This window comes from Ruegeria sp. CJ6 (assembly GCF_056536665.1).
In genome coordinates, this window is record NZ_JBQFQB010000006.1 from 1 (window position 1) to 16,121 (window position 16,121).

The window sequence follows — 16,121 nt, forward strand, 5'->3', positions numbered from 1 at the left end:
CAACTGACGTGACCGGCACCGTGACCCTGGCGGCTGGCACCGAGATGGTTATGCCCGGCGACAACGTCGGCTTCACCGTCGAGCTGATCGCGCCCATCGCGATGGAAGACGGCCTGCGTTTCGCCATCCGCGAAGGCGGCCGCACCGTCGGCGCCGGCGTCGTCTCGAAAATCATCGAGTAATTCGCGTAAGCGAATATACAAAGAAAGGGCGTCCCTCGGGGCGCCCTTTTTCGTTTTTTGCCTAAGCCAACAGTAATGCTAACTTCTTTCGTATTGAGACATTGCAATTAGAAAGAGGTCATAAGATGCACTTTTGGGCGCGTTCAGTTTGTCTTGTCGCAGCGGTTGCTTTCTCATCTACCTCTGCGTCCTCACAACAGATTGCGGATCGGATCTATTTGGGCGGGCCAATTGTAACGATGAACGATACGGCTCCGTCCGCCGAAGCTGTCGCAGTCAAAGACGGGCGCATTCTTGCGGTTGGGTCGCTATCTGACTTGTCGGCGCATCAGGGTGAGGAAACCGAAACTTATGATCTGGAAGGGCGCGCGATGCTTCCGGGTTTCGTTGATAGCCACGGACATGTCGTCATGGGCGGCTTGCAGGCCCTGTCCGCTAACCTTCTTGCGCCACCGGACGGGGATGTCATTGATATCGCCAGTCTGCAATCCACGCTGACTGACTGGGCCGAGGAGAATGCGCAAGCCGTTGAGCAGGTCAAAATGATCATCGGCTTTGGTTACGACAATGCTCAGTTAAAGGAACTCCGTCACCCAACACGACAAGAGCTGGACATTGTGTCTGAGGACTTGCCGGTCGTCATTATTCATCAGTCTGGGCATATAGGTGTCGCAAACTCGAAAGCTTTGGAATTGGCTGGTATAACGGCGGCTTCCGAAGCACCTCCGGGCGGGGTGATCCAACGCGATGAGGCCGGAGAGCCAAACGGTGTTCTGGAGGAGTACGCGTTCTTTTCTGTTCTCGTTCCCTTTCTGGGAAATCTGGGTGAAGAGGGTCTGGCAGCATTTGCCCGAGCTGGAACCGACCTTTGGGCAAAGTTTGGATATACGACCGGGCAGGAAGGCCGATCATCAGGTCAGATTGTCGAGGTTCTCAGGAACGTCGCTGCGGAAGAAGCTCTTCCAATCGATGTAGTAGCCTTCCCGGATGTTCTTGAGTCGAAAGAGTTTATTGGTGATAACACTTCGAAAAGCTACGAAAACAGGGTTCGGGTCGGGGGCTGTAAACTTACAATTGATGGCTCGCCGCAAGGTTTCACCGCTTTAAGGGATCGACCCTATTACGATCCGGTTGGGAACTATGCCGCCGGCTACGCAGGATACGCAGCCATCACGATGGAGCAACTCCAGGACGCGGTGAATTGGTGTTACGACAACGATTTCCAAATCCTCGTGCATTCCAACGGTGAAGGGGCATCTGACATGCTGATTGCTGCACTCGAAGAGGCACAGATCAAGTATGGCGATCCCGGCAACCGCCCCGTTCTGATTCACGGTCAGTTTCTTCGCGAGGATCAAGTCGCAAGCCTTAAGCGCCTTGGTGTGTTTCCGTCGCTCTTTCCGATGCATACGTTCTATTGGGGCGATTGGCACCGGGATCATACTGTCGGGCCGATAAATGCGGAAAATATTTCGCCTACAGGTTGGCTGCACGAGCGTGGCATGATGTTCGGCACGCATCACGATGCGCCGGTCGCCTTTCCGAACAGCATGCGTGTTCTCGCCGCGACGGTAACCCGCCGCACACGGTCTGGTGACATTTTGGGCCCCCATCAAAGAGTCGACGTTATGACCGCCTTGAAAGCCATGACAATCTGGCCCGCCTGGCAGCATTTTGAAGAAGACGAGAAGGGGTCTATCGAAGTTGGAAAAGTCGCGGACTTTGTGATTTTGTCGGACGATCCTACTGCCGTCGATCCGGAAACACTGGCGGAGCTTGAAGTGCGTGTAACGATTAAAGGCGACGAGGTGGTCTATGAAGCGGAAGGCGATGTCAGAGAGGGAAATCTGCAATTCTCGCCATTTTCAAATGACCCTGTGATTGCACACCTTTTCATGCACGCGGTCTATCAAGGCATGAAGGTTGAAGCCCCGTGGCTTGTTAGGAACTAGCCTGTGGGTTTTGGGAACTGAGACGTCACCGAATTGGTTTTATCCGGCGACGGCTTTGGCTTCACCGTTGAGCTGATCGCGCCGATCGCGATGGAAGACGGTCTGCGCTTCGCGGTCCGCGAAGGCGGTCGCACTGTCGGCGCCGATGTTGTGTCGAAAGTCATCGAGTACTCACGGTAGGTCGGGGTTCAGCCCGGCACATCGGTGAGCCTAAGTAGGCCGCTCCAAAAGGGGCGGCCTTTATTACTTTTAGAGATTGAACACAGTCACTATTGAAACCACAATCTGGCAGTCTCTTTTTTAACCGACCAATCCTTTGAGAGAAGATGATTTGGACATGTCCAAAAAGCCGCGCTTTGCGATGTCAATTTTTTCAAGTTTAGTATTTTGGATTGGAACTTTAGCCCCGAACGTTTTGGTGTCCGCGCCATCCAGTGATGCGCAGGTATATAGCGCCTTAAAAAGCATGGGTTACTCAAACATTCTCATTGAAGGATGTAGTGTTTCGTTTTCGAGAGTGATTGTGCCAACCAAAAGCAACGACTACCTAACCAAGTATGATCGATACGTTAACCTTCGCACACTTGATTTCAGTGATGCGTATGAAATTAGCGTTAGGGAAACTGACAACGGATTTCTGCACATCGCCGTGGTGCCTCTTAACAAAAACTATTATCAGCACGAAACTCAAATACTTAACTTCAGAGGTTGGGCAATACGCAATTATCCAAACTCGAATTGGCCATACACTGACACAGGAATTGAAATTCAATCAGCTGCAAAAATTGAAGCCAAATTATGGAACATACTGCCTCAGGTTAAGCTCTTGAATCGATGGACTAAGCATAGTGCGAAGGGTTCATTGACATTACTTCCGCCTGAATTTCGGATGACTTATTTTGAACGCAACAACGTAGTTGAGTTCATGGATGCAATTGTTGAACAAGCAAAATACTATCATTGCTCTAACCTTGATGACGAGGGCGACGCATAGGCAGAGCGTATGTGGGTGAGTCTCTTTCGCTCAGCTAGCAAATCGAGACTTCGTTGATCCGTCTCGTTGAACTCTATTCTGTCAGACTGACGATATCTGATTTCCCCCTTGCCAAACCCCAACAACCCCACTAATACGCGCGAGTTCTCATCAAGAACATCAAGGCGGGGTGATTCCCGCCTTTTGGGTTCGATGAGGGTTGGCGATGCGCGTCTGTCCTCCTCTCAACCTCAACGCCTGATAAAAGGCTGTATCTATGCAAAGCCAAAACATCCGTATTCGGCTGAAGGCATTTGACTATCGCGTTCTGGATGCCAGCACGCAAGAGATCGTCAACACTGCCAAGCGGACCGGCGCGAACGTGCGCGGCCCGATCCCGCTGCCGAACAAGATCGAGAAGTTCACGGTTCTCCGTGGCCCTCACGTTGACAAGAAATCCCGCGACCAGTTCGAGATCCGCACGCACAAGCGTCTCTTGGACATCGTTGATCCGACCCCCCAGACCGTTGACGCGCTGATGAAGCTCGACCTCGCTGCTGGTGTGGACGTCGAGATCAAGCTGCAGTCGTAAGATCGGAGGGTATAGATTATGCGCTCTGGTATTATCGCAAAAAAAGTTGGCATGACCCGCCTGTTCATGGAAGACGGCAAGCAGATCCCTGTGACCGTTCTTCACCTGGACAACCTGCAGGTTGTTGCACAGCGCACCGCTGACAAAGACGGCTACACTGCCGTTCAGCTGGGCGCCGGTGCTGCCAAAGCAAAACGCACCTCGAAGGCCATGCGCGGTCACTATGCCGCTGCCAAGGTCGAGCCCAAGCGTAAGCTGGCCGAGTTCCGCGTCTCCGAAGATGGCCTGATCGATGTGGGCGCCGAGATTTCGGCAGAACACTTCCTGGAAGGTCAGAAAGTTGACGTTTCGGGCACCTCGATCGGTAAAGGCTTTGCCGGTGCAATGAAGCGTTGGAACTTTGGTGGTCTGCGCGCCTCGCACGGTGTTTCGATCAGCCACCGTTCGCACGGTTCGACAGGTCAGTGTCAGGACCCGGGCAAGGTGTTCAAAGGCAAGAAGATGGCCGGTCACATGGGTGCTGCCCGTGTTACCACCCAGAACCTGGAAGTTGTCAAAACCGACGCCGACCGGAACCTGGTCTTCATCAAAGGCGCCGTTCCCGGACCGAAATCGGGCTGGGTCACCGTCAAGGACGCCGTCAAGAAGAAAGCACCGGAAGGCCTGCCTTTCCCGGCAGCCGTAAAAGGTGCTGCAACTGAAGCACCTGCGGAAGAAGCTCCCGCGGAAGGTGGTGAAGCATGAAACTTGATGTAATCAAACTGGACGGCGGCAAAGCCGGCAACATCGAGCTGGATGCGGACCTGTTCGGTCTCGAGCCGCGCGCGGACATCCTGCACCGTGTGGTCCGTTGGCAGCGCAACAACGCGCAAGCTGGCACCCACAAGGTCAAGACCCGCTCGGAAACCAGCTACTCGACCAAGAAGATCTATCGCCAGAAGGGCACCGGTGGCGCACGCCATGGTGACCGTAACGCGCCGATCTTCCGTGGTGGTGGCATCTACAAAGGCCCCGTCGTGCGTTCGCACGGCCACGACCTGCCTAAGAAGTTCCGCAAGCTTGGCCTGCGCCACGCTCTGTCGGCAAAAGCCAAGGCAGGTGAGCTGGTTGTGATCGAGAGTGCCGAAGCCGAAGGCAAGACCGCCGCTCTGGCCAAACAGGTTGCAAACCTGGGCTGGAAACGTGCTCTGGTCATCGACGGCGCGACCGTGAACGAAGGGTTCCTGAAAGCGTCCAAGAACATCGAAGGTCTGGATATCCTGCCGTCGATGGGCGCAAACGTCTATGACATCCTCAAGCGTGACACTCTGGTGCTCACCAAAGCGGCTGTCGAAGCACTGGAGGCTCGTCTGAAATGAGCGCGAAGGCAGAACACTACGACGTGATCCGCAAGCCGATCATCACTGAAAAGTCGACCATGGCGTCCGAAAACGGCGCGGTTGTCTTTGAAGTGGCGATCGATAGCAACAAGCCGCAAATCAAAGAGGCCGTTGAGGCGCTGTTTGGTGTAAAGGTCAAAGCGGTGAACACCACTGTGACCAAAGGCAAGGTCAAGCGGTTCCGCGGCCAGCTGGGCCGTCGGAAAGACGTCAAAAAAGCATATGTGACCCTGGAGGAGGGTAACACAATCGACGTGAGCACCGGTCTTTGATCCGACGCTTACTGCGACTATTCACGGCCCCGGCGGTTCAACCCGCCGGGGCCGATTTCGTTTCAGACCCTGAAACTGCGCGTGCGCAGGTGTTGGAGAAGATGCGGGCTTTCAGCGCCGAGCCCTATTTTCAGATCGCCGATGAAAAGCTGGGGCTTTTGTCGGTTTTCGACGATCTGAAATACGACCGGGCGGATGTGGACATGATCTCTCCGGCGATGCGCAATCACGTGGTCGATAAGCTTGGTCCGCTGGGGTTTCGCCAGACCTCGGGTACGGTGTTGGAACACGTCGAGGCCGAGATGCGTGTGCACATCCCCAAGTTCCACGCCCTCGGTGCGTCGCCCTTCGACATCACGCGCTATACCGAGAAACGCTCGCAGGATTACTGTCTCCTGACGCCTACACAGGTGGCCTGCCAGTATGTGGATCACTACGTGCTGGACGAAGCGGTGCAGCGGATCGAGACGTTAATTACGAAGCACCCGATCAACCTGCTCAAACTGGCGGATTATCTGGAAGGCAAACCCAAGCACCGCGCATTTCGCGAGGTTTTGGGTCATATCAAACTCAAGCAACGTATCGCGGTAGAGTCTGAGCCGCTCTGCAGAAGGCGGTCGTTGGGGTAGGAGTTTCGTTGACCCATCAGAAACGCGTCAGAAGCACGTGCAACCCTGGAAGAGAGACCACACATCGATACATCCTGCGGTCCGTGATTGGACGCGTCTTTGGGGAGAGGTAAGGGGTGTGCTCATTGGGGTTGTTCTTACGCGTCGACACAAAAATTTGTGCGCTAAACTCTCATAATTTGCACAATTCGCTTGCTATGTCGCGCGGGTAGTCTATCCGGCTTCCAACAAGCAAAAGACATGGCAGGCGCATGACCGAAACCTCTCTCTCGACCCGGGAAAATCCGGATAGAACTGCCGCGCGGGATTGGGTTTCGACGCTTGCCAAATACCGCGAACCTAATCAATGGCGCAGTTCCTTTGAGCTGGGTGTCAGCATTATCCCATTCTTTGTGCTTTGGGCGCTGTCCTGGATGGCATTATCCATCAGCTACTGGCTGGCATTTGCCATTGCGGTCCTGAATGCGGCCTTCCTGCTGCGCCTGTTTGCGATCCAACACGATTGCGGGCACGGGGCGTTCTTCAAGAACCGGACAGTCAGCGACTGGGTTGGACGGGTGATCGGGGTGCTGACCCTAACACCCTATGATGTCTGGCGCCGCACTCATTCTTACCATCACAACAGTTCGGGTAACTTGGACAAGCGGGGAATGGGGGATATCCACACGCTGACAGTGGCTGAGTACCAATCCAAGTCTCCCATGAACCGGTTCTGGTATCGCGTTTACCGCAATCCGGTCACACTGTTCGTACTTGGTCCCGGCTATTTGTTCCTGCTCCAAAACCGCCTGCCCTTGGGTTTAACTGGTAGCGCTCGGTTCTGGGTCAGCGCGATGGGCACCAATATAGCTATTCTGACCGCACTTTTTGCTGTCTACTACTATGGCGGCTTGATGCCGGTCCTACTGATTTTTCTGCCCTCAACCCTGATTGCGGCAACTGCAGGAGTATGGCTGTTTTATGTTCAGCACCAATTCGAAGAAACGCATTGGGAATCGGACAAGGATTGGCAGTTGCACGAGGCGGCCCTGCACGGAAGCTCGCATTATATTCTGCCGCCGGTGCTACAGTGGTTCAGTGCCAATATCGGCATCCACCACGTGCACCATCTGTACAGCCGCATTCCGTTCTACCGCCTGACCGAAGTGCTGCGCGATCACGACGAGTTGGCAAACAGCAACAGGATGACCATTCGTGAGAGCATTGCCAACGCGCGGTTGCACCTGTGGGACGAAAAACACCGCCGCCTGTTGTCCTTCGCCGAGGTTCGCGCATTGTATCAGTGAATGGCAAGTTACCTGAGTTCTTCCGGCCGAATAAGTAATACCCACTGATCGCGCGACTTGCGAATTAAAACCTGGGGCAAATGTTGCGGTGACTTTTTCTTTGGTCTCCACAAGAATCTTGGGCCGCACCCTATAGACACCCATCCCCAACACTGCTACACGCTCCCAATCTTGCGGCCTCGGATTCGTTCCGGGGCCTCTGATATTTGTAACCGGGGACCTTCGGGGCCCTATACCCTTGGCACCTACGGGGGCCTATCACATAGCGGGGAAATCCCTCGCACTTGCTAAACGGAAGACAGAAAGCATGGCACTCAAGTCGTACAAGCCGACGACGCCGGGCCAGCGCGGGCTGGTGCTGATCGACCGTTCGGAGCTTTGGAAAGGACGTCCGGTCAAGTCTCTCACAGAGGGTTTGACCAAATCGGGCGGCCGGAACAACACCGGACGGATCACTTCACGCCGCCGCGGCGGTGGCGCAAAGCGTCTCTACCGGATCGTTGACTTCAAACGAAACAAATTTGATGTCGCGGCAACCGTCGAGCGGATCGAATATGACCCGAACCGGACCGCATTCATCGCACTGGTAAAATACGAAGACGGCGAGCAGGCATATATCCTGGCTCCGCAGCGTCTGGCTGTTGGTGACAAAGTCGTGGCATCCGCCAAGGCCGACATCAAGCCGGGCAACGCAATGCCGTTCTCGGGCATGCCCATTGGTACCATCGTCCACAACATCGAGATGAAGCCTGGCAAAGGCGGTCAGATCGCACGTGCGGCCGGTACTTACGCTCAGTTCGTTGGTCGCGATGGCGGCTACGCTCAGATCCGTCTAAGCTCGGGCGAGCTGCGCATGGTCCGTCAGGAATGCATGGCCACCGTTGGTGCCGTGTCCAACCCCGACAACAGCAACCAAAACCTCGGTAAAGCCGGTCGTATGCGCCACAAGGGCGTTCGTCCGTCGGTTCGTGGTGTTGCAATGAACCCGATCGACCACCCGCACGGTGGTGGTGAAGGTCGTACCTCGGGTGGCCGTACACCGGTTACACCGTGGGGTAAGGACACCAAGGGTAAGCGTACCCGCAACAAGAACAAAGCGTCCCAGAAGCTGATCATCCGCTCGCGGCACGCCAAGAAGAAGGGACGTTAATCTATGTCTCGCTCTGTTTGGAAGGGTCCTTTCGTCGATGCTTACGTGCTGAAAAAAGCCGAAGCAGCGCGCGAGTCGGGCCGCAACGAAGTCATCAAGATTTGGTCGCGTCGTTCCACCATTCTGCCCCAGTTCGTGGGTCTGACCTTTGGTGTGTACAACGGCCATAAGCATATCCCCGTCAACGTCTCGGAAGACATGATCGGTCAGAAGTTCGGTGAATACTCTCCGACTCGTACCTATTACGGTCACGCCGCGGACAAAAAAGCGAAGCGGAAGTAAGTCATGGGCAAGGAAAAGAACCCCCGCCGCGTGGCTGAAAACGAAGCAATGGCGAAAACGCGCATGCTCCGTACTAGCCCGCAGAAACTGAACCTGGTTGCGCAGATGATCCGCGGCAAGAAAGTTGAGAAGGCTCTGACCGACCTGACTTTCTCGAACAAGCGTGTCGCGCAGGACGTCAAGAAGTGCCTGCAGTCTGCAATCGCCAACGCCGAGAACAACCACAACCTGGATGTCGACGAACTGATCGTCGCCGAAGCCTGGGTTGGCAAGAACCTGGTCATGAAGCGCGGTCGTCCGCGTGCCCGTGGCCGTTTCGGCAAGATCATGAAGCCGTTCTCGGAGATCACCATCAAGGTGCGTCAAGTTGAGGAGCAAGCCTAATGGGACATAAAGTCAATCCGATCGGCATGCGCCTTCAGGTCAACCGCACCTGGGACAGCCGCTGGTACGCCGACACCAAAGACTACGGTGATCTTCTGCTGGAAGACCTCAAGATCCGTGAGTTCATCAACAAAGAGTGCAAGCAGGCCGGTGTTGCCCGTGTGATCATCGAACGTCCGCACAAGAAGTGCCGCGTTACGATCCACACTGCACGTCCCGGTGTCATCATCGGCAAGAAAGGTGCAGACATTGAAGTTCTGCGCAAAAAGCTTGCTCGTATGACCGACAGCGAACTGCACCTGAACATCGTCGAAGTGCGCAAGCCCGAGCTTGACGCGCAGCTGGTTGCCGAGTCCATTGCTCAGCAGCTGGAGCGCCGCGTCTCGTTCCGTCGCGCCATGAAGCGCTCGGTTCAGAACGCCATGCGCATGGGCGCCCTGGGTATCCGGGTGAACGTCGCTGGTCGTCTGGGCGGCGCCGAAATCGCACGGACCGAGTGGTACCGCGAAGGCCGCGTGCCTCTGCACACCCTGCGTGCCGACATCGATTACGCACATGCCGAAGCGATGACTCCTTACGGGATCATCGGGATCAAGGTCTGGATCTTCAAAGGTGAGATCATGGAGCACGATCCGCAGGCACGTGACCGTAAAGCACAGGAACTCCAAGACGGCCCTGCACCTCGTGGTGCTGGTGGCGGTCGTCGCTAAGGAGGGAAAGATATGCTTCAACCAAAGCGTACTAAATTCCGCAAGATGCACAAAGGCCGGATCAAGGGGCTCGCCAAAGGCGGTTCCGATCTGAACTTTGGCACCTACGGTCTGAAAGCACTGCAGCCCGAGCGCGTCACCGCGCGTCAGATCGAAGCTGCACGTCGTGCCATGACCCGTCACATGAAACGTCAGGGCCGCGTCTGGATCCGGATCTTCCCGGATACTCCCGTGACCTCGAAGCCAACCGAAGTCCGTATGGGTAAAGGTAAAGGCTCCGTTGACTTCTGGGCAGCGAAAGTAAAGCCCGGTCGTGTGATGTTCGAAATTGACGGCGTCAATGACGACATCGCCCGCGAGGCCCTGCGCCTGGCTGCGATGAAGCTGCCGATCAAGACCCGCGTTGTGGTCCGCGAAGACTGGTAAGCGATTGGGGCTTTGACCCCACTCGTTACAAGAATGACCCTCGCCGGGAAACCGGCGGGGGTTTTCTTTTGGTTCGGCAGCCCGTGTATCGTGGATCGTGAAAAACGTCGACCTCCCTCCGCCGCACACCTAGGCTAGCTTGCAGGAATGGGAGGGTCCTATGGTTCAGCTACGCAAAAAGATGCTCATTAAGGAAGTCATAAGCACCGACCAATTGGGCCAACCTTGTGATCCGATCAGTCGGGTTGCAGCGCTGGCGGTGATGCAGAACCCTCTGGCCGGGCAATTTTCGGACGATCTTTCAGAGTTGTTCGAGATCGGCGCCATTCTGGGTTCGGAACTCGCCGCTGAGGCAGTTTCTCAGCTTGATGGGCCGCCGGTTTCGTACGGCAAAGCCGCGATTGTCGGCATGAACGGCGATCTTGAGCAGGGCGGGGCGGTGATCCACCCCAAACTCGGTGCGCCCATGCGCGCTGCGGTGGGCGGAGGTGAGGCGGTGATACCGTCCAACGCCAAGCTGGGCGCGCCGGGTTGCGCGATTGATCTTCCGCTGGGGCACAAGGACAATCCGTGGTCGTTCGATCATTTCGACACGATGACGCTGAACATCCCAGATGCGCCGAAACCGGATGAGATCGTGCTGTGTCTCGCCTATGCCGACGGAGGTCGCCCGATACCACGCTGTGGCAAAGGGCCCATCAAGACCTAAGCGGCTGGTCTTGCCGAGAGGGCTGGGGTATGCCCAGCCCATGGCACAGATTGAATCACTCTTCGTCACCCGTCTCTATCGCGCAAACTTGTCCGAATTCGATCCCAGGATCGACGCGGAGGAATTGGAAAGTTCATGCCTTGTTATTGCTGAAGATGATGAGGCCGGGCAGGACTGGTGTGAAGCGAACGCGTATCCCGGCTACACCAGTTATGCTTCGCTGACCGATTTGCCTTGGCGATTTCCGATATTTGCCGATCTTGTCAAAGTGCTGGATCAGCACGTCGCGGCTTTCGCCAAGGATTTGGAGTTTGATCTGGACGACCGCGCGTTGAAGCTTGAGGATCTGTGGATCAATATCCTGCCCGAGGGCGGAATGCATGCCAGTCACCTGCACCCTCACAGTGTCATTTCGGGCACGACCTATGTGTCCATGCCGGAAGGGGCCAGTGCACTGAAACTGGAAGACCCGCGTTCGGGCCGTATGATGGCCGCCCCGACGAGGCTGAAAGGCGGGCGTCGGGAATTACAGCCTTTCATCTACATGAAGCCACAGGTGGGCGACGTCCTGCTGTGGGAAAGCTGGCTGCGCCACGAGGTGCCGATGAATATGGCCGAGGACGAGCGGATTTCTGTTAGCTTCAACTATAAATGGGAGTGAAGCGTCTCAAAGCGTCAAGGTGAAAGCGCTCCAGTTATTTCGTCGGAGGATACTATGACCAAAACAGCTCTCGTCACAGGCGCATCATCCGGAATTGGTCGGGAATTGGCACGTTATCATGCGTCGCGAGGCGGCAATCTGATCATCAGTGCGCGACGCGGAGATGCGTTAGATGCCCTCAGATCAGAGCTTGAGGCAGCCCACGATGTTACTGTCACTGCCATTCCGCTTGATCTGGGTGCTGTTGGAGGCGCGGAAAAACTTTATGAGGCCGTCAAGTGCAAAGACCTGACGGTCGACTACCTGATCAACAATGCTGGATTCGGAGGGCATGGGGCTTTTTTGGATCGCCGCCTTTCGGACGATCTGGATATGATCCGGCTGAACGTCGAAGCCCTCGTCTCTCTGTGTCATCTGTTCGGCACGGATATGATCAGTGGCGGTGGCGGAAAGATACTGAATGTCAGTTCGACTGCGGCGCATATGCCGGGTCCATTGCAGGCGACCTATTTTGCCACCAAGGCCTATGTTTCGAGTTTCAGTCAGGCGCTCGCGGAGGAGCTGAAAGGCAAAGGCGTCACTGTGACGGCGCTGGAGCCGGGCTATGTCGTGACCGAATTTGCTGCTGCTGCAAATCTTGAGGGCACGAAGCTTGTTGCCCAAAAAGGGGCGACTGCTGAGGCCGTGGCCAAAGTCGGCTATGACGCCATGATCGATGGGAAGCTCACGGTGATCAACGATAAGTCGCTCGCGTTTGTGCTGGGTTGGGTCATGCCGTTGCTGCCGCGACGCGCGCGCCTGAAAATGGTTCGGAAAATGCAGGAGAAGGGTGCCTGAGCACTTGGCCGCGTTTGTCGGGATCCAGAAAGGTCGCAGTAGTGATCTGCTGCCCGGTTTCAGAGGGCGGCGGTAATTTGGAAACAGGTAGTTTCATCTGCCCGAACACGGTTTGAAACTTTCCCTTGCCACCCACCCCCCAAACCCTTATACGGCGGCATCCTGCGATCTCCCGGCGTTGTCGGGCGATTCGTATGTCTATCATTCATCCACCAGGTCAAAGGTGACCCTGTAAGGGGGCCTTCTGGTGTTTTGAGCAAAGGAAAAGGCGATGAACGCCCAAGAACTGCGTGACAAGACCCCGGACCAGCTCCGCGAGGAACTGGCCAACCTGAAGAAAGAAAGCTTTAACCTGCGCTTTCAACAGGCAACCGGTCAGCTGGAAAACACAGCCGGCATCAAAGCGGCCCGCCGCAACGCTGCCCGTGTCAAAACCATTCTGAACGAAAAGGCCGCTGCTGCGGCATCCGAGGAGTAATCAGATGCCCAAGCGTATCCTGCAAGGCACCGTGACCAGCGACGCCAACGAACAGACCGTAACCGTATCCGTCGAGCGCCGCTTTACGCATCCGGTTCTGAAGAAAACCATCCGTAAGTCCAAGAAATACAGGGCTCACGATGAAAAGAACGCCTTCAAGGTCGGCGACACCGTACGCATCATCGAATGCGCGCCGAAATCGAAGACGAAACGTTGGGAAGTTCTGGAAGCGTAAGCTCCCGGGATTTTTCCATTTGTCGAAACCCTGGGGGATTTAACGAGACCAGCCCCCACAGGTCGGGAGAAACCACATGATCCAGATGCAGACCAATCTGGATGTCGCTGACAACTCCGGCGCACGCCGAGTTCAGTGCATCAAGGTCCTGGGTGGTTCCAAGCGTAAATACGCCTCCGTCGGCGACATCATTGTCGTCTCGGTGAAGGAAGCCATCCCGCGCGGCCGCGTAAAGAAAGGTGACGTCCGTAAGGCCGTCGTCGTACGCACCGCCAAGGAAGTCCGTCGCGAAGACGGCACCGCGATCCGTTTCGATCGCAACGCCGCCGTCATCCTGAACAACAACAACGAGCCCGTAGGTACCCGTATCTTTGGCCCCGTTGTTCGTGAACTGCGCGGCAAGAACTTCATGAAAATCATCTCGCTGGCTCCGGAGGTGCTGTAATCATGGCTGCTAAACTCCGCAAAGGCGACAAGGTCGTCGTGCTGGCCGGCAAGGACAAGGGCAAAGAGGGAACTATCACCTCGGTTGACCCGAAAGCCGGTAAAGCTGTTGTCGATGGCATCAACATCGCCATCCGCCACACCCGTCAGTCGCAAACCTCGCAAGGTGGTCGCCTGCCTCAGGCAAACCCGATTGAGCTGTCGAACCTGGCACTGCTGGACAAAAACGGCAAAGCAACCCGCGTTGGCTTCCGCATGGAAGGCGACAAGAAGGTGCGCTTCGCCAAGACCACAGGGGACGTGATCGATGCTTGATAACGCAACCTACACCCCGCGTCTGAAAGCTCAGTACGCCGAAACCATCCGTGCCGCTCTGAAAGAAGAGTTCGGCTACAAGAACGACATGCAGCTGCCCAAGCTGGAAAAAATCGTTCTGAACATCGGTTGTGGTGCTGAGGCCGTCAAAGACTCGAAAAAAGCGAAAGCTGCTGTCGAAGATCTGACTGCGATTGCTGGCCAGAAGGCCGTTGCAACCAAGGCGAAGAAGTCGATCGCGGGTTTCCGCGTCCGTGAAGACATGCCGCTGGGTGCGAAAGTGACCCTGCGCGGCGACCGGATGTACGAATTCCTAGATCGTCTGATCACCATCGCGATGCCTCGCGTTCGTGACTTCCGCGGTGTGAAGCCGTCTTTCGATGGTCGTGGCAACTTTGCCATGGGCATGAAAGAGCACATCGTGTTCCCGGAAATCGACTTCGACAAGGTCGACGAGGTCTGGGGCCTGGATATCGTAATTGCCACCACAGCGAAAACCGACGCTGAAGCAAAGGCATTGTTGAAAGCATTCAACATGCCGTTCAACGCGTAAGCGCCGGGAGGATTGAGACATGGCTAAAAAAGCAATGATCGAACGCGAGAAGAAGCGCGAACGCCTGGTGGCCAAATATGCCGCAAAGCGTGCCGAGCTGAAAGAAATCGCGAATGACGAGAGCAAGCCGATGGAAGAGCGTTTCAAAGCGCGTCTGAAACTGGCGAAACTGCCGCGCAACAGCTCGGCTACCCGTCTGCACAACCGTTGTCAGCTGACCGGTCGTCCCCACGCTTACTACCGTAAGCTGAAGGTCAGCCGTATCGCGCTGCGCGAGCTGGGTTCTGCTGGTCAGATCCCCGGCATGGTGAAATCGAGCTGGTAAGGGAGACATAGATATGAATGATCCTATCGGCGATATGCTCACCCGTATCCGCAACGCGCAAATGCGCGGCAAGTCCACCGTTTCCACCCCGGCTTCCAAGCTGCGCGGCTGGGTTCTGGACGTGCTGGCGGACGAAGGTTACATCCGTGGCTACGAAGCGACGACCGGTGAAAACGGTCATCCGGCCATCGAAATCAGCCTGAAATACTACGAAGGCACCCCTGTTATTCGCGAACTCAAGCGGGTTTCCAAGCCTGGCCGTCGCGTCTACATGGGCGTCAATGACATCCCGCAGGTCCGTCAGGGTCTGGGTGTGTCGATTGTCAGCACTCCGAAAGGTGTGATGTCGGATGCAAACGCTCGCTCCAACAATGTTGGCGGCGAAGTGCTCTGCACCGTCTTCTAAGGAGGTCTGCAATGTCTCGTATTGGTAAAAAACCGGTCGAGCTGCCCAGCGGCGTTACCGCCTCTGTGTCGGGTCAGACCATCGAAGTGAAAGGTCCGAAAGGCACCCGTAGCTTCACCGCCACCGACGACGTTACGTTGTCGGTTGAAGACAACGTGGTCAAGATCGATCCCCGTGGCATGTCCAAGCGTGCGCGTCAGCAGTGGGGCATGAGCCGCACCATGGTCGCCAATCTGGTTGAAGGCGTAACAAACGGCTTCAAAAAAGAGCTGGAGATCCAGGGTGTTGGCTACCGGGCTCAGATGCAGGGCAACACCCTGAAGCTGAACCTGGGTTACAGCCACGATGTTGATTTCACTGCTCCGGAAGGTGTCACCATCACCGCGCCGAAGCAGACCGAGATCGTTGTGGAAGGTATCGACCAGCAGCAGGTGGGCGAAGTCGCGGCCAAAATCCGCGAATGGCGCCGTCCCGAGCCGTACAAAGGCAAGGGCATCCGCTATAAGGGCGAGTTCATCTTCCGCAAAGAAGGCAAGAAGAAGTAAGGACGCAAACAATGGCAAACAGCAAAAGAACCCTGTTTCTGAAGCGCCGCCTGCGCGTTCGGAACAAACTTCGCAAGGTCAACGCGGGTCGTCCGCGTCTGTCCGTACACCGTTCGAACAAGAACATCTCTGTTCAGCTGATCGACGACGTACGTGGCGTGACCCTGGCCGCAGCCTCGACCCTGGAAAAGGATCTGGGCGTTGTGGGCAAGAACAACGTCGAAGCGGCCACCAAAGTGGGCGCGGCCATCGCCGAGCGTGCCAAAAAGGCGGGCGTCGAAGAGGCCTATTTCGATCGTGGCGGTTTCCTGTTCCACGGCAAGGTGAAGGCTCTGGCCGACGCTGCGCGTGAAGGTGGTCTGAAGATCTAAGACTTGCGGGCAGCTTTGCGGCTGC

Annotated in this window: 26 protein-coding genes and 1 pseudogene; all 27 read left to right on the forward strand. The window is 56.1% G+C overall.

Features of this window, described 5'->3' with window-relative positions; translation table 11 throughout:
- Positions 1 to 182 (forward strand): EF-Tu C-terminal domain-related protein (locus ACR0BT_RS16665; protein WP_480459566.1); only part of this gene is annotated, 182 nt, incomplete at its 5' end.
- A 239-nt stretch (positions 183 to 421) separates the two neighbouring features.
- Positions 422 to 2,134 carry an amidohydrolase gene (locus tag ACR0BT_RS16670; protein ID WP_480763623.1) on the forward strand — a complete coding sequence of 571 codons (1,713 nt, stop codon included), beginning with the start codon at positions 422 to 424 and terminating at the stop codon, positions 2,132 to 2,134.
- A 27-nt stretch (positions 2,135 to 2,161) separates the two neighbouring features.
- Positions 2,162 to 2,314 (forward strand): annotated as a pseudogene (locus ACR0BT_RS16675) (EF-Tu C-terminal domain-related protein); the annotation flags it as partial.
- A 157-nt stretch (positions 2,315 to 2,471) separates the two neighbouring features.
- Positions 2,472 to 3,128 (forward strand): hypothetical protein, encoded by a 657-nt coding sequence (locus ACR0BT_RS16680; protein ID WP_480763624.1) that lies wholly within the window; start codon positions 2,472 to 2,474, stop codon positions 3,126 to 3,128.
- 256 nt (positions 3,129 to 3,384) lie between these two features.
- A complete protein-coding gene (gene rpsJ, locus ACR0BT_RS16685) occupies positions 3,385 to 3,699 on the forward strand; it encodes a 30S ribosomal protein S10 (protein WP_008756422.1) in 315 nt (104 codons plus the stop codon).
- Between the two features lie 18 nt (positions 3,700 to 3,717).
- A complete protein-coding gene (gene rplC, locus ACR0BT_RS16690; RefSeq protein WP_039538255.1) occupies positions 3,718 to 4,443 on the forward strand; it encodes a 50S ribosomal protein L3 in 726 nt (241 codons plus the stop codon).
- A complete protein-coding gene (rplD, locus tag ACR0BT_RS16695) occupies positions 4,440 to 5,057 on the forward strand; it encodes a 50S ribosomal protein L4 (protein WP_170508772.1) in 618 nt (205 codons plus the stop codon). The genes rplC and rplD overlap by 4 nt, the downstream gene beginning before the upstream one ends.
- Positions 5,054 to 5,350 (forward strand): 50S ribosomal protein L23, encoded by a 297-nt coding sequence (locus ACR0BT_RS16700; protein ID WP_008757532.1) that lies wholly within the window; start codon positions 5,054 to 5,056, stop codon positions 5,348 to 5,350. The genes rplD and ACR0BT_RS16700 overlap by 4 nt, the downstream gene beginning before the upstream one ends.
- Positions 5,347 to 5,979, forward strand: coding sequence for a hypothetical protein (locus ACR0BT_RS16705; RefSeq protein ID WP_170424535.1), 633 nt, complete (start codon positions 5,347 to 5,349; stop codon positions 5,977 to 5,979). Before ACR0BT_RS16700 ends, ACR0BT_RS16705 begins: the two co-directional genes overlap by 4 nt.
- A 251-nt stretch (positions 5,980 to 6,230) precedes the next feature.
- Positions 6,231 to 7,265 carry a fatty acid desaturase gene (locus ACR0BT_RS16710; protein WP_480593240.1) on the forward strand — a complete coding sequence of 345 codons (1,035 nt, stop codon included), beginning with the start codon at positions 6,231 to 6,233 and terminating at the stop codon, positions 7,263 to 7,265.
- Between the two features lie 307 nt (positions 7,266 to 7,572).
- The gene (gene rplB, locus ACR0BT_RS16715) at positions 7,573 to 8,415 is read left to right on the forward strand and encodes a 50S ribosomal protein L2 (RefSeq protein WP_008757664.1); all 843 of its coding nucleotides are present in this window, start codon (positions 7,573 to 7,575) and stop codon (positions 8,413 to 8,415) included.
- Positions 8,416 to 8,418: 3 nt separating this feature from the next.
- Complete coding sequence (gene rpsS, locus ACR0BT_RS16720; RefSeq protein ID WP_010437056.1) at positions 8,419 to 8,697, forward strand: 30S ribosomal protein S19; 279 nt, start codon at positions 8,419 to 8,421, stop codon at positions 8,695 to 8,697.
- Positions 8,698 to 8,700: 3 nt separating this feature from the next.
- Positions 8,701 to 9,081 (forward strand): 50S ribosomal protein L22, encoded by a 381-nt coding sequence (rplV, locus tag ACR0BT_RS16725; RefSeq protein ID WP_039538267.1) that lies wholly within the window; start codon positions 8,701 to 8,703, stop codon positions 9,079 to 9,081.
- A complete protein-coding gene (gene rpsC, locus ACR0BT_RS16730) occupies positions 9,081 to 9,791 on the forward strand; it encodes a 30S ribosomal protein S3 (protein WP_008758042.1) in 711 nt (236 codons plus the stop codon). Before rplV ends, rpsC begins: the two co-directional genes overlap by 1 nt.
- A 12-nt stretch (positions 9,792 to 9,803) precedes the next feature.
- Positions 9,804 to 10,217 carry a 50S ribosomal protein L16 gene (gene rplP / locus ACR0BT_RS16735; protein ID WP_039538270.1) on the forward strand — a complete coding sequence of 138 codons (414 nt, stop codon included), beginning with the start codon at positions 9,804 to 9,806 and terminating at the stop codon, positions 10,215 to 10,217.
- 160 nt (positions 10,218 to 10,377) lie between these two features.
- Positions 10,378 to 10,926 carry an amino acid synthesis family protein gene (locus ACR0BT_RS16740; RefSeq protein ID WP_480763625.1) on the forward strand — a complete coding sequence of 183 codons (549 nt, stop codon included), beginning with the start codon at positions 10,378 to 10,380 and terminating at the stop codon, positions 10,924 to 10,926.
- Between the two features lie 40 nt (positions 10,927 to 10,966).
- Positions 10,967 to 11,587 carry a 2OG-Fe(II) oxygenase family protein gene (locus ACR0BT_RS16745; RefSeq protein ID WP_170392899.1) on the forward strand — a complete coding sequence of 207 codons (621 nt, stop codon included), beginning with the start codon at positions 10,967 to 10,969 and terminating at the stop codon, positions 11,585 to 11,587.
- Between the two features lie 54 nt (positions 11,588 to 11,641).
- Entirely contained in the window at positions 11,642 to 12,424 is a 783-nt protein-coding gene (locus ACR0BT_RS16750) for an SDR family NAD(P)-dependent oxidoreductase (RefSeq protein ID WP_170649099.1), read from the forward strand.
- A 271-nt stretch (positions 12,425 to 12,695) separates the two neighbouring features.
- Positions 12,696 to 12,902, forward strand: coding sequence for a 50S ribosomal protein L29 (rpmC, locus tag ACR0BT_RS16755; RefSeq protein ID WP_010437082.1), 207 nt, complete (start codon positions 12,696 to 12,698; stop codon positions 12,900 to 12,902).
- A 4-nt stretch (positions 12,903 to 12,906) separates the two neighbouring features.
- On the forward strand, positions 12,907 to 13,137 hold the full coding sequence (gene rpsQ, locus ACR0BT_RS16760; RefSeq protein WP_068340771.1) for a 30S ribosomal protein S17: 231 nt from the start codon (positions 12,907 to 12,909) through the stop codon (positions 13,135 to 13,137).
- A 76-nt stretch (positions 13,138 to 13,213) separates the two neighbouring features.
- A complete protein-coding gene (gene rplN / locus ACR0BT_RS16765) occupies positions 13,214 to 13,582 on the forward strand; it encodes a 50S ribosomal protein L14 (protein ID WP_008757934.1) in 369 nt (122 codons plus the stop codon).
- 2 nt (positions 13,583 to 13,584) lie between these two features.
- The gene (gene rplX, locus ACR0BT_RS16770) at positions 13,585 to 13,896 is read left to right on the forward strand and encodes a 50S ribosomal protein L24 (RefSeq protein ID WP_010437096.1); all 312 of its coding nucleotides are present in this window, start codon (positions 13,585 to 13,587) and stop codon (positions 13,894 to 13,896) included.
- Entirely contained in the window at positions 13,889 to 14,449 is a 561-nt protein-coding gene (gene rplE, locus ACR0BT_RS16775; RefSeq protein WP_170392897.1) for a 50S ribosomal protein L5, read from the forward strand. The genes rplX and rplE overlap by 8 nt, the downstream gene beginning before the upstream one ends.
- A gap of 19 nt (positions 14,450 to 14,468) precedes the next feature.
- On the forward strand, positions 14,469 to 14,774 hold the full coding sequence (rpsN, locus tag ACR0BT_RS16780; RefSeq protein ID WP_010437098.1) for a 30S ribosomal protein S14: 306 nt from the start codon (positions 14,469 to 14,471) through the stop codon (positions 14,772 to 14,774).
- A 13-nt stretch (positions 14,775 to 14,787) separates the two neighbouring features.
- Positions 14,788 to 15,180: a 30S ribosomal protein S8 gene (rpsH, locus tag ACR0BT_RS16785; RefSeq protein WP_010437099.1), complete on the forward strand. Its 393-nt coding sequence runs from the start codon at positions 14,788 to 14,790 to the stop codon at positions 15,178 to 15,180.
- 11 nt (positions 15,181 to 15,191) lie between these two features.
- The gene (rplF, locus tag ACR0BT_RS16790; RefSeq protein ID WP_170392896.1) at positions 15,192 to 15,725 is read left to right on the forward strand and encodes a 50S ribosomal protein L6; all 534 of its coding nucleotides are present in this window, start codon (positions 15,192 to 15,194) and stop codon (positions 15,723 to 15,725) included.
- Positions 15,726 to 15,736: 11 nt separating this feature from the next.
- Positions 15,737 to 16,096, forward strand: coding sequence for a 50S ribosomal protein L18 (gene rplR, locus ACR0BT_RS16795; protein ID WP_170392895.1), 360 nt, complete (start codon positions 15,737 to 15,739; stop codon positions 16,094 to 16,096).
- Positions 16,097 to 16,121 lie beyond the last annotated feature (25 nt).